Source organism: Agromyces chromiiresistens (genome assembly GCF_029167465.1).
GTDB classification, from domain to species: domain Bacteria; phylum Actinomycetota; class Actinomycetes; order Actinomycetales; family Microbacteriaceae; genus Agromyces; species Agromyces chromiiresistens.
The window spans coordinates 166757-180001 of the sequence record NZ_JARFNL010000001.1; the positions used below are offsets into that span (position 1 = coordinate 166757).

General features: G+C 73.2%; 13 protein-coding genes. 8 read left to right on the forward strand and 5 right to left on the reverse strand.

What is annotated here, in order from left to right; all coding sequences use genetic code 11:
• The first annotated feature begins 21 nt into the window (after positions 1–21).
• The 6 genes from phnC to PX701_RS00790 are packed head-to-tail and all read left to right on the forward strand — an operon-like array spanning position 22 to position 6425.
• Positions 22–864 carry a phosphonate ABC transporter ATP-binding protein gene (gene phnC / locus PX701_RS00765; protein ID WP_231429654.1) on the forward strand — a complete coding sequence of 281 codons (843 nt, stop codon included), beginning with the start codon at positions 22–24 and terminating at the stop codon, positions 862–864.
• Positions 864–2540 (forward strand): phosphonate ABC transporter, permease protein PhnE, encoded by a 1677-nt coding sequence (gene phnE / locus PX701_RS00770; protein WP_231429655.1) that lies wholly within the window; start codon positions 864–866, stop codon positions 2538–2540. The genes phnC and phnE overlap by 1 nt, the downstream gene beginning before the upstream one ends.
• Positions 2537–3835, forward strand: a complete 1299-nt coding sequence (locus PX701_RS00775) for a TIGR03364 family FAD-dependent oxidoreductase (RefSeq protein WP_231429656.1) — start codon at positions 2537–2539, stop codon at positions 3833–3835. The genes phnE and PX701_RS00775 overlap by 4 nt, the downstream gene beginning before the upstream one ends.
• Positions 3832–4641 (forward strand): phosphonatase-like hydrolase, encoded by an 810-nt coding sequence (locus PX701_RS00780; RefSeq protein ID WP_231429657.1) that lies wholly within the window; start codon positions 3832–3834, stop codon positions 4639–4641. The genes PX701_RS00775 and PX701_RS00780 overlap by 4 nt, the downstream gene beginning before the upstream one ends.
• A 9-nt stretch (positions 4642–4650) precedes the next feature.
• A complete protein-coding gene (locus tag PX701_RS00785; protein ID WP_231429658.1) occupies positions 4651–5829 on the forward strand; it encodes an alcohol dehydrogenase catalytic domain-containing protein in 1179 nt (392 codons plus the stop codon).
• A 53-nt stretch (positions 5830–5882) separates the two neighbouring features.
• Entirely contained in the window at positions 5883–6425 is a 543-nt protein-coding gene (locus PX701_RS00790) for a hypothetical protein (protein ID WP_231429659.1), read from the forward strand.
• Positions 6426–6472: 47 nt separating this feature from the next.
• Here PX701_RS00790 and PX701_RS00795 read toward each other — a convergent pair whose 3' ends face one another.
• Positions 6473–7063, reverse strand: a complete 591-nt coding sequence (locus PX701_RS00795) for a dihydrofolate reductase family protein (protein WP_231429660.1) — start codon at positions 7061–7063, stop codon at positions 6473–6475.
• A gap of 298 nt (positions 7064–7361) precedes the next feature.
• Between PX701_RS00795 and erm the strand changes: the two genes are divergently transcribed.
• Complete coding sequence (gene erm, locus PX701_RS00800) at positions 7362–8144, forward strand: 23S ribosomal RNA methyltransferase Erm (RefSeq protein WP_231429661.1); 783 nt, start codon at positions 7362–7364, stop codon at positions 8142–8144.
• 18 nt (positions 8145–8162) lie between these two features.
• Here the strand turns inward: erm and PX701_RS00805 are convergent, their stop codons facing one another.
• The 4 genes from PX701_RS00805 to PX701_RS00820 all read right to left on the reverse strand — a co-directional run bounded on the left by PX701_RS00805 (position 8163) and on the right by PX701_RS00820 (position 12888).
• Positions 8163–8531, reverse strand: coding sequence for a hypothetical protein (locus PX701_RS00805; protein WP_231429662.1), 369 nt, complete (start codon positions 8529–8531; stop codon positions 8163–8165).
• A complete protein-coding gene (locus PX701_RS00810; RefSeq protein ID WP_231429663.1) occupies positions 8518–9036 on the reverse strand; it encodes an NUDIX hydrolase in 519 nt (172 codons plus the stop codon). Before PX701_RS00810 ends, PX701_RS00805 begins: the two co-directional genes overlap by 14 nt.
• Before the next feature lie 35 nt (positions 9037–9071).
• Entirely contained in the window at positions 9072–11405 is a 2334-nt protein-coding gene (gene purL / locus PX701_RS00815; RefSeq protein ID WP_275505200.1) for a phosphoribosylformylglycinamidine synthase subunit PurL, read from the reverse strand.
• Between the two features lie 178 nt (positions 11406–11583).
• Entirely contained in the window at positions 11584–12888 is a 1305-nt protein-coding gene (locus tag PX701_RS00820) for an HNH endonuclease signature motif containing protein (RefSeq protein WP_231429665.1), read from the reverse strand.
• On the opposite strand from PX701_RS00820, the gene PX701_RS00825 reads away from it, so the two are divergent.
• Positions 12888–13199 (forward strand): hypothetical protein, encoded by a 312-nt coding sequence (locus PX701_RS00825; RefSeq protein ID WP_275505201.1) that lies wholly within the window; start codon positions 12888–12890, stop codon positions 13197–13199. The two genes, PX701_RS00820 and PX701_RS00825, sit on opposite strands and share 1 nt — an antisense overlap.
• Positions 13200–13245 lie beyond the last annotated feature (46 nt).

Here is a 13245-nt window from a genome sequence, read left to right on the forward strand (position 1 = left end):
GGACACGGAACGGACGAGGACATGAGCGAGACCGCCGTCACCGAGGGCAGCGCCCTCATCGAGGTCGATGGCCTCACCAAGCGGTTCGGCACCACGGTCGCACTGCGGGATGCCTCGCTGGAGGTCGCCCGCGGCGAGATCGTCGTGCTGCTCGGACTGTCGGGCTCGGGCAAGTCGACGCTGCTCAGGCACCTCGACGGCCTCGAGATCCCGACGTCCGGATCCGTGCGCGTGCTCGGCCGGGAGGTGCCGCGCCTGTCCGGCCGGCGCCTCCGGGCCCTGCGCAGCCGCATCGGCTTCGTCTTCCAGCAGTTCGAGCTCGTGCCCTCGCTGACCGTGCTCGAGAACGTGCTCACGGGCGCGCTCGCCGAGCTCCGCGGGCCGCGTCTCGGCCTCTGGAGCTACCCGAGGCGGCTGAAGCTCGCCGCCCTCGCCCACCTCGACCGGGTGGGCCTGCTCGACCGCGCCTACCAGCGCGCCGACACCCTGTCGGGCGGGCAGCAGCAGCGCGTCGCGATCGCGAGGGCGCTCATGCAGGATCCGGAGATCCTGCTCGCCGACGAGCCGGTCGCCTCGCTCGACCCCGAGTCGAGCGAGCAGGTCATGGCCCTCATCCGCGAGATCGCGATGGACGCCGGGCTCACCGTCGTCTGCAGCCTGCACCAGGTCGACCTCGCGCTCTCGTGGGGCGACCGCATCGTCGGGCTCCGCCACGGCGAGGTCGTGCTCGACACCCCGGCATCGGGGCTCGCCAAGGCCGAGGTCATGGAGATCTACGGCCGGGTCGCGACCGCGACCGCCGAGCTCGAGGCGATCGAACGCGAGCTCGCGGATGTCGCGGCCGAGCCGGAGCCGGCCCGCTGATGACCGCGCTCCTCGCCTCCGGGCAACGTCCGGCCGAGGCATCCCCGCCGGGTTCGATCGCCGAGCGCGCACCGCGCCGCATCGTGTCGCCCGAGCGCGTCGCGGCCGCCCTGACGCTCGTCGCGCTCGTCGGCATGGCCGTCGTCGCCGTCGCCCAGTCGGGCATCTCGATCACCGGCATGGTGGAGAGCTGGGACAACGCCGAGCGGTTCTTCGCCCGCGTCGGCCCGATCACCTTCCCCGAGCCGGCCGAGCTCGCATACCTCACCGCGCTCACCGTCGGGCTCGTGCTCTGCGGCACCCTGCTCGCCGCCGTGATCTCGGTGCCCGTCGCCTACCTCTCGGCGGCGAACACGACGCCCGGGCCCGGCTGGCGGGCGTTCGGGCGCTTCGTCGGCGTCTTCACCCGTGCCGTGCCCGACGTCGTGCTCGCGATGGTGTTCGTGCTGATGTTCTCGCTCGGCACGCTTCCCGGCATCCTCGCGATCGGCATCCACTCGATCGGCATGATCTCGAAGCTCTTCGCCGACGCCATCGAGCAGATCGACGAGGGGCCGAGGCTCGCCATCCGTGCGGCGGGCGGCTCGAGGTGGCAGGAGTTCACGAGCGGCATCCTGCCGCAGGTGCTGCCGTCGTGGGTCGCCACCGTGCTGCACCGCAACGACATCAACCTGCGCGGCTCGGTCGTGCTCGGCTACGTCGGCGTCGCCGGCCTCGGCCTCGAGATGTCGTTCGCGTTCAAGTCGCTGAACTACTCGCTCGGCATCGGCATCGCGATCGTCATGTTCGCGCTGTGCGTCGCGATGGAGGTCGTCTCGAGCGCGGTGCGCAAGGCGATGCTCACGGGCGGCCGCGCCTCGGGCGGGCCGCTTCGGGCGACCACCCCGGATGCCGCGCTCCGACGCCCCTGGACCGCGTCGCGGGTGCGCAGCACCGCGTGGGGGTGGATCGCCGCGGCCGTCGTCGTCGGCAGCATCCTCATCTGCGACATCCAGTGGGGCGACCTCGTCACGGTGTGGGCGAAGATGCCCGCGGTCGCCGTGCAGTTCTGGCCGCCCAGCTTCGGCAACTACGACGCCGCCACCATGTTCGGTGCGATGGGCCAGACGATCGGCATCGCGCTCGCCGCGACCCTGCTCGCCCTCGTCGTCTCGGTCGTCGTCGGCTCGCTCGCCGCCCGCAACGTCGCCCCGAACGGCACCGTCCGCACGTCGATGCGGTTCCTGCTCGTCGTGATCCGGGGCGTGCCCGAGGTGATCCTCGCGATCGTGCTGATCGTGATCACCGGACTCGGGGCGCAGGCCGGCACGCTCGCGCTCGCCTTCGGCGGCATCGGCCTCGCCGGCAAGCTCATCGCCGACTCGTTCGAGGAGGTGAAGGCGGGGCCCGAGCGGGCGCTCGCGGCCACCGGCGCCTCCCGCACGCAGGTGTACGCCTCGGCCACCCTGCCCCAGGGCACGCCGGCGCTCCTCGGCCACGGGTTCTACCTGCTCGACACGAACGTGCGCGCGGCGACGATCCTCGGCATCGTCGGCGGCGGCGGCATCGGCTACTACCTGCTCAATGCGGGCCAGGGCTCGAACTACCAGGCGGTCACCGCCATCGTGCTCATGCTGCTCGTGACCGTGCTCGTCGTCGAGGGCGTCGCGATGTGGATGCGGCGGGTGTTCCGATGACGCGCGGGACGGTGACCGGCGGGGCGGCGCAGGGCGTTCAGCGCGACGGCGCCGGGCGCGGCCGCGCGTTCGACGTCGCCGTCGTCGGGTCGGGGGTCGTCGGCCTCGGGGCCGCACTCGCCGCGCACCGGCGCGGGCGGCGCGTGGTCGTGATCGAGCGGGGCAGCGAGCCGACGGGCGCGTCGATCCGCAACTTCGGCCATCTCTGCTTCACGCCGCAGCACGGCCGCGCGCGCGAGTTCGCGCTCGCCTCGCGCGAGCTCTGGCTCGGGCTCGCGCGCGACGCGGGTGTCTGGGTGCGCGATTCGGGCACCCTCGTCGCCGCCCGGAGCGACGACGAGACGGCCGTGCTGGCCGAGCTCGCGGCACTCCGCGGTGACGAGGTCGAGCTGCTCGACGCCGCAGAGGCGGGGCGCCGCATGCCGGTCGCGCCCGGCGTGCTCGCCGGCGGGGCGTTCCTGCCGCACGACCTGCAGGCGAACCCGCGGCAGGCTCTGCGAGCGATCGCGGCGCACCTCGAGGCGGCGGGGGTCGAGTTCCGTCGACGCACCAACGTCGCCCGCGTGCGGGGCGCGGACTCCTTGGGCGGTGCCGCCCGAGTCGAGACCGGCCGGGGGCCGATCGACGCGGGCGAGGTCGTCGTGGCGGTCAACCACGACGTCGACCTGCTCTACCCCGAGCTCGCCGAGGCGCGCGGCATCGTGCGGTGCGGGCTCGACATGCTTCGGGTGTCCGCCGGCCTTCGTGCACCCCTCGCGGCACCGCTGCTCACGGGCTGGTCGCTCGTGCGGTACGGCGCCTTCGCGGCGACGGATGCCGCGACCCGCCTCCGTGCGCGCCTGCATGCCGAGCGACCCGATCTCGCCGCTCTCGACCTCAACCAGATGTACACGCAACTGCCCGACGGGTCGCTCATCGTCGGCGACACGCACTACCGCGGCGAGTCGATCGAGCCGTTCCAGGGCGAGGCGGCGTTCGAGGCGCTGCTCGAGGTGACGGCCGAGCTCTTCGGCACGGGTCGGCCGCGCGTCATCGAGCGCTGGCAGGGTGTCTACGCATCGGCACCGGACGAGTTCCTCGTCGAGCGCGTCGAGCCGGGCGTGCACCTCGTCGCCGCGACGACCGGCATCGGCATGACGTGCGGGCTCGGTCTCGCCGAGCACGTCGTCAGCCGTGCGCTCGACGGCGAGCCGGACGATGCCGGTGCACCGCTCGCCGCCGCGGCGACCCTGCCGAGCGCGCCGGCGCCGAGGCATCCCGCGACCCAGACCACCTCCCAGGAAGGCCGACCATGACCATCGAGACCCGTATCGAGACCGACGACGTCCGCGATCTCCGCGACGAGACCGACGACGGGCTCGCCGAGCTCGACGAGGCGGCGGAGCTCGCCGATCCCGACGACCTCGACGACGAGGACGGCGAGATCGAGCTCATCGTGCTCGACATGGCCGGCACGACCGTCGTCGACGACGGCATCGTCGAGCGGGCGTTCGTGCTCGCCGCCGAGCGCAGCGGCATCATCGCCGCGGGCGACGATCTCGACGAGGCGCTGCAGTACGTGCGCGACACGATGGGCCAGTCGAAGATCGAGGTCTTCCGCGTGCTCTCGGGCGGCGACGAGGACGCCGCCCAGCATGCGAACGCCGAGTTCGAGGGCGCCTACGCCGAACTCGTCGCGAGCGAGGGCGTCGCCGAGATCCCCGGCGCCGCGCGCGTGATCGAGCGGTTGCGGGACGCGGGCGCCTCCGTCGTGCTCACCACCGGGTTCTCGCCGGCGACCCGCGACGCCCTCCTCGACGCACTCGACTGGAACGGGCTCGCCGACCTCGCGCTCTCGCCCGTCGACGCGGGCCGCGGGCGCCCGCACCCCGACCTGCCGCTCACCGCGCTGCTGCGCACCGCGACGAGCGCGGTCGACGCGATGGTCGTCGTCGGTGACACCGTGAGCGACATCGAGTCGGGTGTCGCCGCAGGGGCCGGGCTCGTCGTCGGGGTGCTGAGCGGGGCGCACGACCGGAACTCGCTCGAAGCAGCCGGCGCCGACGCGGTCATCGCCAGCGTCGCCGAACTGCCGGCGCTGCTCGGCCTGCACGGCGAGTAGGGCGGACGGGTGCACACCGTCGTGCGGGCCGCGGGGCCCGACCTGCTGCTACGACCCGCTCCGGTCGCGATGGTCTGGTACGAACCGGGCCGACCGCACGAGGCGCTCGCGGCCCCCGGCGTACGGCTCTCGCAGGGCGAGGCGCTCGTCGAGGTCGAACTCGCGACCGTCTGCGGCTCCGACGTGCACACGGTGCGCGGCGACCGGCCCGCACCCGCGCCGCTCGTGCTCGGACACGAGCAGGTCGGCCGGGTCGTCGCGGTCGGCGACGGCGCCGTGCGCGCCGACGGCTCGGCGCTCGAGCTCGGCGACCGGGTCGTCTGGTCGGTCGCGGTGAGCTGCGGCGACTGCGACCGCTGCCGGCGCGGACTCGAGCAGAAGTGCCGATCGCTCGCCAAGTACGGGCATGAGAAGGTGCATCGCGGATGGGAGCTCTCGGGCGGCTTCGCGACCCACGTGCAGCTCAGGGCGGGCACCGCCGTCGTGCGGGTGGGCGAGCAGGTGCCGGCACTCGTCGCCGCACCGGCCTCGTGCGCGACCGCGACCGCGGTCGCGGCGCTCGACGCGGCCGCCGAGCGCGTGCCGCTCGCGGGAGCGGCCGTGCTCGTCACGGGCGGCGGCATGATCGGGCTCAGCGTCGCGGCGATCGCACGCGAGGCGGGCGCCGAGGTCGTCGTCTCCGAACCGGATGCCTCGCGGCGGGCGCTCGCGCGACGGCTCGGGGCGATCGCGGTCGACCCGGGAGCCGCCCGCGGCGCGGAGGAGCACCTCGATTCCGTGCTCGAGCGGCTCGCCGCCCGAGGCATCCCCGAGTTGCTCGTCGCGATCGAAGCCTCCGGGGCGCCGCCCGCCGTGCTGGGCGCCATCGGCGCCGTGGGCGTCGGCGGTGTCGTGGTGCTCGTCGGCAGCGTGTCGCCCGGTACCGAGCTGCGGCTCGACCCGGAGCGGCTGGTGCGCGGGCTCGTCACGATCACGGGGGTGCACAACTACACGGGCGCGCAGCTCGAGCGGGCCGTGGCCTTTCTCGAGCGGTCGTGGATGTCGCTGCCGCTCGACGAGCTCGTGGGCATCACCCACGGGCTCGAGGAGCTCGACGTGGCGCTCGCCGAGGCGTCGACGGGGGAGTACGTGCGGGTCGGCGTCGCACCCGGACGTCGCGTCGTGCCCCACCCCGCCGAGCGCGCCTGAGCGGCGGGCGCGGCCGACTACCGTTCGCGGCGCGGGCGCGGCAGCATTGAGCCATGACGGATGCCACGGAGCGGGAGCTCGCCGGCGCCGCGGTCGCACGACTGCGCCGCGACCTCGAGGCCGCGTCGGCCCGGCTCGCCGAGGCGGGGGCGCGGACCGAGGTGCTCGCGGAGCTCGTCGAGCCGCGGCGGGTGCTCGGGGTCGCGCGGGCACCGCGGATGGCGCAGCTCGGCCGCGTGTGGCGGCTCGGAGTGCTGCTCGTCGCGCCCGACGGATCGGCGTACGCCACTGGGCACGTCGTGCGGGCCGAGCTGCCCGCGCGGCGCAGCGTCCTCGCCGACAGTGTCGCCGAGCACCGTGGATGGCAGGCCGCGGCGGTCAAGGGCGGCATCACCCCGGGGGAGACCGTCGACTTCGATGCCGCAGCCGTCGACCTCGACGCGCTCGCGCGCGAGGGGGCGGCCGGGCCGCTGGTGCTGCGGGGCGACACCGCCTTCGTGCGCTGGAACCCGACGCAGCCCGACGCGCTCGCCGACGCCGCGAGCTACCTCGCCGATCGTGTGGAGCTGCTGGCGTCGCCGCCGACGGGTACCTGAGCGATCGGCGGAAGAAATCACGCCGGAGCGAGACCGAAGGGGTGCGCTCAGATCGAACGACGTCGCACCGGAAAGCGCAGGTGCAGCACCCGGTCGCCCTGGATCACCGCATCCGGATCCTCCAACAGCTGCTGCGCGTCGACCGACCCGAAGTACCGCTTGCCTGATCCGAACACGACGGGTGCGACGTCCATTCGCACCTCGTCGACCAGGCCTGCGGCGAGCGCCTGGCCGCCGACGTCGCCGGCGGCGACCTCGACGATGCGGTCACCCGCGAGCCGCTGGGCCTCGGCGACGGCGGCCTCGACGCCGTCGACGAAGTGGAACGGCGCCTCGGCGTCCCAGCCCTCGGGCGCCGGCCGGTGGGTCACGACGACCACGTGTTCGATTCCACTCGGGGGCTGCCCGCCCCAGCCGTCGGTCAGGTCGAAGACGCGGCGGCCGGCGACCGTCGTGCCGACCTGGTCCCAGTACGGCCGGGTGTAGTCGAAGGAGATCTGCGACACCTTCAGCACGCCGCTCTCGTCCAACGGGACGTCGCCGTTGGTCAACCAGTCGAACAGGGGACCCGGCTGGTCGTCGTCGTCCGCGATGAAGCCGTCGACCGAGACCGAGCCGTACATGACCACCTTGCCCATTGGGCGCTCCTCTGCGACGCACCGTGACGAGGTCGTCGGGTTCACGGTAGTCCGCGCCGCCCGCTCCCCGCCAGCCCCGCGTCGTCGGCGCGCTCGGGCATTGGCCGTGGGGCGCGAGCCGCTGCTAGGCTGCTCGACCGTGTCCTGCATGTTCTCCACGATGGTGATTCGGCCCCGCACCGCCTGAGGCGGAGCGTCGACCGATTTCCGAGACCCTTCGCCTCAGCCAGCCAAGTGACCCTGGCCGGCGCACCTTCGTCGTGCCCGGCCGCTCGGATCTCTCGCCAGCGGAGCTGCAGTGCACACCCCTCGATCGTCGTCTCATTCATCACGTCGTTCGTCGGGCGGGACACCGTCTCGTCCGTCGCGCCGTCCATCCGGCGACACCGCGCCGGTCGGCGGCCGGCACGAACTCGGCCAGAACTTCCTCGTCGACCGGCAGGTCGTCGGCCGGATCGTCGCGCTCGTCGCGGCGACTCACGGACCCATCGTCGAACTCGGCGCCGGCGGCGGTGCGCTCACGCACCGGCTCGCAGCGCTCGATCGCCCGCTGACGGCGATCGAGATCGATCCCGCGCGGGCCGAGGCGCTGCGGGTGCGCCTCGGCCGCCGCGCCCGCATCGTCACCGCCGACGCCCTCGACTGGCGCTACCCCGCCGAGCCGCACGTCGTCGTCGGCAACATCCCATTCCACGTCACGACGGCGATGCTGCGGATGCTGCTCGCCCGGCATCGCTGGACCGAGGCCGTGCTGCTGACGCAGTGGGAGGCAGCCCGTCGCCGGTGCGGCGTCGGCGGTACGAGCCAGCTGACCGTGCAGTGGGCGCCGTGGTACGAGTTCGACCTCGACGGGCGAGTGCCGCGCGCGGCGTTCCGGCCGGCGCCCTCGGTCGACGGCGGCCTGTTCACGATCCGCCGGCGCCGGCGGCCGCTCGTGCCGGTCGCCCGCCGGCGTGACTACCAGGCGTGGGTCGCCGACGTCTTCGGCGGCCGGACCCGCGCGCTCGGACGCCGACGGCCGAGGGATCTGGGGCCGGAAGAGTGGGTCGGCATGTGGGCGGGGCCACGTGGTGGACGATGAGCCGCCGAGGTCGGGGTGCTAGGCCCTGGGGGCGTCGGATGGACGATCGGGATCCCCGGCCGCGCCGGAGGCATCCTCATCGTTCGCCGTGGGGCTGCTGCCGGTGCCGGTGCCGGTGCCGGGGTCGCCCGAGTCGCCGCGCTCGCCGCCCTGCTGGCTCTGCTCCTGGATCGTGCGCATCATCGAGTCGCGCAGGCCCTCCTGGCCGGTGTGCAGCTCCTGGTACTTCTCGCCGGCGCCTGCGAACGGGCCGAAGGCCTCGCGCATCCGCTGCCCGCGCGGCGCCTTCACGGCGCGCATGATCACGCCGACGAGGATGATGACCGCGAAGAGCGCGATCGCGCCGCCTGCCACGATGCCCATGAAGGCGAGGTCACTGCCCTGCATTCGAGGCCTCCGTGAAGCCGAAGAGGCTGACCGGCGCGAGCCGTCCGTCGCGCAGCGCCTCGAGCACCTGGCGCTCGTGCGGCACGACGGGCTCGGGCAGCGCGTCGAGCGCGAACCACTCGAGGGCGGCGGCCTTCTGCGCCTCGATGATGCGGGCCTCGCCCGACCACTCGCGCACCTGGAAGAACACGTCGAAGCGCTGCTCGATCGGTCGCCCGGAGCCGTCGGTGCGGTGCATGAGCGTCAGCAGTTCGAGCGCGTCGGGCGCGACCTCGACGCCGAGCTCCTCGAGCGCCTCGCGGGCGGCGCCCGCGGGCAGCGACTCGCCCGCCTCGACGTGGCCGGCCGCGCCGAACGCCCAGTGCTCGTCGTAGTAGCCCGTGCCGCGGCGCAGCTGCAGCAGCACCTCGTCGCCGCGGCGGAGCAGCACGTACGCGGCGGGCACGACCGTGAACCTGCCGTGGGTCGACGCGTACGCGTCGGTGTAGTGCTCGGTCTCGGTCATGGGGTCTCGATTCGCATCGCCGCTCGACGACCGGCTCAGTAGCCGACGACCGGCCCGAACGCGTCGGCGAGCGGGGCGCGGTTGACGCCGCGCAGCTCGTCGATCGACACGGTGAACGCGTCCTGCACCTCGAGCGACTGCGATGCGGCGTCGGTCACGCCGATGCGGCGCACCGGATAGCCGCGACCCTCGCAGAGCCCGCGGAACTTCACGTCGTCCTCCCGGGGGACGGTCACGATGACACGGCCCGCCGACTCGCTGAACAGCGCGGTCGCGAGATCGATGCCGGCGTCGCCCGTGACCTCGCCGAGGAACACGCGGGCGCCGACGCCGAAGCGCGAGACCGCCTCGGCGAGGGCGATCACGAGGCCGCCGTCGGAGAGGTCGTGCGCCGAGTCGATGAGGCCCTCGATCGTGGCCGCCGAGAGCAGCTCGGCGAGCGCCTTCTCACCGGCGAGGTCGACCGCCGGCGGGCGGCCGCCGAGGTGGCCGTGCACGACGTCGGCCCAGGCCGAACCGTCGAGCTCGGCCGTCGTGTCGCCGAGGAGGTAGATGTTGTGGCCGTCGTCCTGCCAGCCCGACGGGATGCGCCGGGCGACGTCATCGATCACGCCGAGCACGGCGATCACGGGCGTCGGGTGGATCGGCACGTCGCCGGTCTGGTTGTAGAAGCTCACGTTGCCGCCGGTGACGGGGATGCCGAGCTCGAGGCAGGCGTCGCTCAGGCCCTCGACGGTCTCGGAGAACTGCCACATGACCTCGGGGTTCTCGGGCGAGCCGAAGTTCAGGCAGTCGCTCACGCCCATCGGCTTCGCGCCGGTCACGGCGACGTTGCGGTAGGCCTCGGCCAGGGCGAGCTTCGCGCCCTGGCGCGGGTCGAGCTGCGAGTAGCGGCCGTTCGCGTCGGTCGCGACCGAGACGCCGAGGCCCGACTCCTCGTCGACGCGCACCATGCCGGCGTCGTCGGGGTGGCTGAGCGCGGTGTTGCCGAGCACGTACTTGTCGTACTGGTTGGTCACCCACGCGGCATCCGCCTGGTTGGCCGAGCCGACGAGCTTCAGGAACTGCTCGCGGATCTCGTCGGGAGTGGCCGGGCGGTCGAGCTTCGCGGCGGTGTCGGCCTGCAGGGCGTCGATCCACGACGGGTAGGCGACGGGGCGCTCGTAGACGGGGCCGTCGACGGCGACGGTGCGCGGGTCGACGTTCACGATCTCCTGGCCGTGCCACATGATGCTGAGGCGCCCGGTGTCGGTGACCTCGCCGAGCACGCTCGTCTCGACGTCCCACTTCTCGACGACCTTCAGGAAGCCCTCGAGCTTCTCGGGCTTCACGATCGCCATCATGCGCTCCTGGCTCTCGCTCATGAGGATCTCTTCAGGCGTGAGCGTGGGGTCGCGCAGCAGCACGTCGTCGAGCACGATCGCCATGCCGCCGTCGCCGTTGGAGGCGAGCTCGCTCGTCGCGCACGAGATGCCGGCCGCGCCCAGGTCTTGAATACCCTCGACGAGGTCGTTCTGGAACAACTCGAGGCAGCACTCGATGAGCACCTTCTCGGCGAACGGGTCGCCGACCTGCACGGCCGGACGCTTGGTGGGGCCGCCCTCGGCGAAGGTGTCGGAGGCGAGGATCGACGCGCCGCCGATGCCGTCGCCGCCGGTGCGGGCGCCGAAGAGCACGACCTTGTTGCCCGCGCCCTTCGCGTTGGCGAGGTGCAGGTCTTCGTGGCGCAGCACGCCGACCGCGAGTGCGTTGACGAGCGGGTTCGCCTGGTAGGTCGAGTCGAACCAGGTCTCGCCGCCGATGTTCGGCAGGCCGAGGCAGTTGCCGTAGAAGCTGATGCCGCTCACCACGCCGTGCACCACGCGCGCGGTGTCGGGGTGCGAGATGTCGCCGAAGCGCAGCGCGTCCATGACGGCCACCGGGCGGGCGCCCATCGAGATGATGTCGCGCACGATGCCGCCGACGCCGGTCGCGGCGCCCTGGAACGGCTCGATGTAGCTCGGGTGGTTGTGCGACTCGATCTTGAAGGTGACGGCCCAGCCCTCGCCGATGTCGAGCACGCCGGCGTTCTCGCCCATGCCCACCATCAGGTGCTGCTTCATCTCGGGCGTGACCTTCTTGCCGAACTGGCGCAGGTAGATCTTCGACGACTTGTACGAGCAGTGCTCGCTCCACATGACCGAGTACATCGCGAGCTCGGCGCTCGTCGGGCGGCGGCCGAGGATGTTGCGGATGCGCTCGTACTCGTCGGGCTTCAGGCCCAGGGCGGCGTACGGCTGCTCCTTCTCGGGCGTCGCGGTCGCGACCTCGACGGTGTCGAGCACCGGCGTCGAGGGTGCAGCGATGGTGGTGGGGGTTTCGGTGGTCACGAGTGGCGAGCTCCAGAGAACGGCGGCGTGGCGGATGCCGCGGGGCGGATGCCTGACCCCAGCAGTCTACCGGCCGTGCTCAGGTGAGCAGGCCGCTCGCGGGCGGGGGTTCGGACCGTGCGACGTGGCGCGCCCGGGTGGCGCTACGCGCTGCGCCCGGCTGGACCGGGGGAGCGTTTCAGGCGGCGTCGGCGAGCGGTTCGGGCCCGATGCGACCCCGCCCCGGGTCGGGTGGCCGGTTCGCGGGATGCCCCGGGCCGACATCGCCGGGTCGCGGTCGCTGCTCGGGGTCGAGGTGCACGGGCGGCACGAACCAGGTGCGGTGATCGCGGATGACGACGAGCCATCCGTCGTCGTGCACGCGGTGGTGGTGGAACGCGCACAGCATGACGCCGTTGTCGAGGTCGGTCGGGCCGGCGTCGCGCTTCCACCAGGCGATGTGGTGGGCGTCGGCGTGCGATGGCGGGCGGGTGCAGCCGGGCCAGGCGCAGCCGCCGTCGCGCTCGACGAGGGCGATCTTCTGCGCGGCCGAGAACAGGCGGGCGGATCGGCCGAACTCGAGCACCTGGTGGCCGTCGCCGATGAGCATCGGGGCGATGCCGGCCGATGCGGCGAGTTCGTGCAGCGTCGCGATCGACACCGGCTGGTCGATGCCGTCGATCGTCGCGAACCCGTGGCCGGCGGCGAGGTCGGTCGCGTTCACCCGGGCGACGATCGTGACCGCTCGCAGCGCGGGCGGTGCCGACGTCGCGGTGAGCGAGAGCCGCGCGATGTCGGCGAGGGCGTCGGCGTTCAGCTGCTGGATCGTGCGCTCTTCGGCCGTGATCGGGTCGACGCCCTCGCCGCCGCCGCACTCGTCTGCGGCGGCGCCGAACGGACGCTTCGCGTCGCGCGCTCGCCGCAGTTCGGCCTTCACGAGGGTCTCGATCGCGAGCTTGATCGGGGCGCCGGTGGCGGGGTCGAACGCACCCTTGAGGTTGATCATGCCCGCGGCGTCCTCCCAGACGGAGAGGCCTCGACGGGCTCGCAACTCGTCTTCTCGGGGCTTCACGCCGTCGGGGTCGAGGTGCGCCTCGAGCTGCTTGACCAGCCGCGCGAGGCCGTCGACGCCGACCGCGGGGGCCCGATCGACGAGGAATCGCTCGGCGTCGTCGAGCTCGGCCCGGTCGGCGCGCGGACCGACCCCGTCGAGGAACCGGCGGATCACCTCGGCCGCGGCCACCGCGAGCACGCCGGCGTGGAGCGCGGCGGCCACGTGCGGGTGCCGAGGCGGCAGTGCCTCACCCGTGAACGACGCACGCTCACCGGTCGCCCGGCCGACCGCGACGAGGCGTGTGGCATCGGCGTATCGGCCGCCGGTCGCCTGGGCGATCAGCCGCGACCCACTCGATGAGACGGCCGGGTGCGGGGTGCTGCGCCGGGGTGGCAGGGTCGAGACCGACCTGCCAGAGTGAGGGCACGAAACGCGGCAGAGGAGGCGCAATGGGCGACGGCGACGATCGGATGCCTCGGGCGACGATGTGGTGGGGCATCGCCCTGCTGTTCGGCGGAGGAGCGCTCATCGTGCTCGCCCCCACGATCGTGAACGTGCTCGTGACGCCGAACACCGAGTCGTGGGCGGCGGTCTACGAGCTCATCGTCACGATCGTCTCGGTCCTCCAGGCGACGATCCCCCCGCTCGGCGCCTCGCTCATCGCGGCCGCACTCGTCATGCGCCACCTCGACCGACGGCTCGGCCGAGGCACGCGCGACGAGCGCCCGAAGCGCTGGTACTTCCCTCCCTCGGCGGAGTGACGATCCGCGCGGCGCCGGCCGGAGGCATCCCACCCGGCCGACGCCT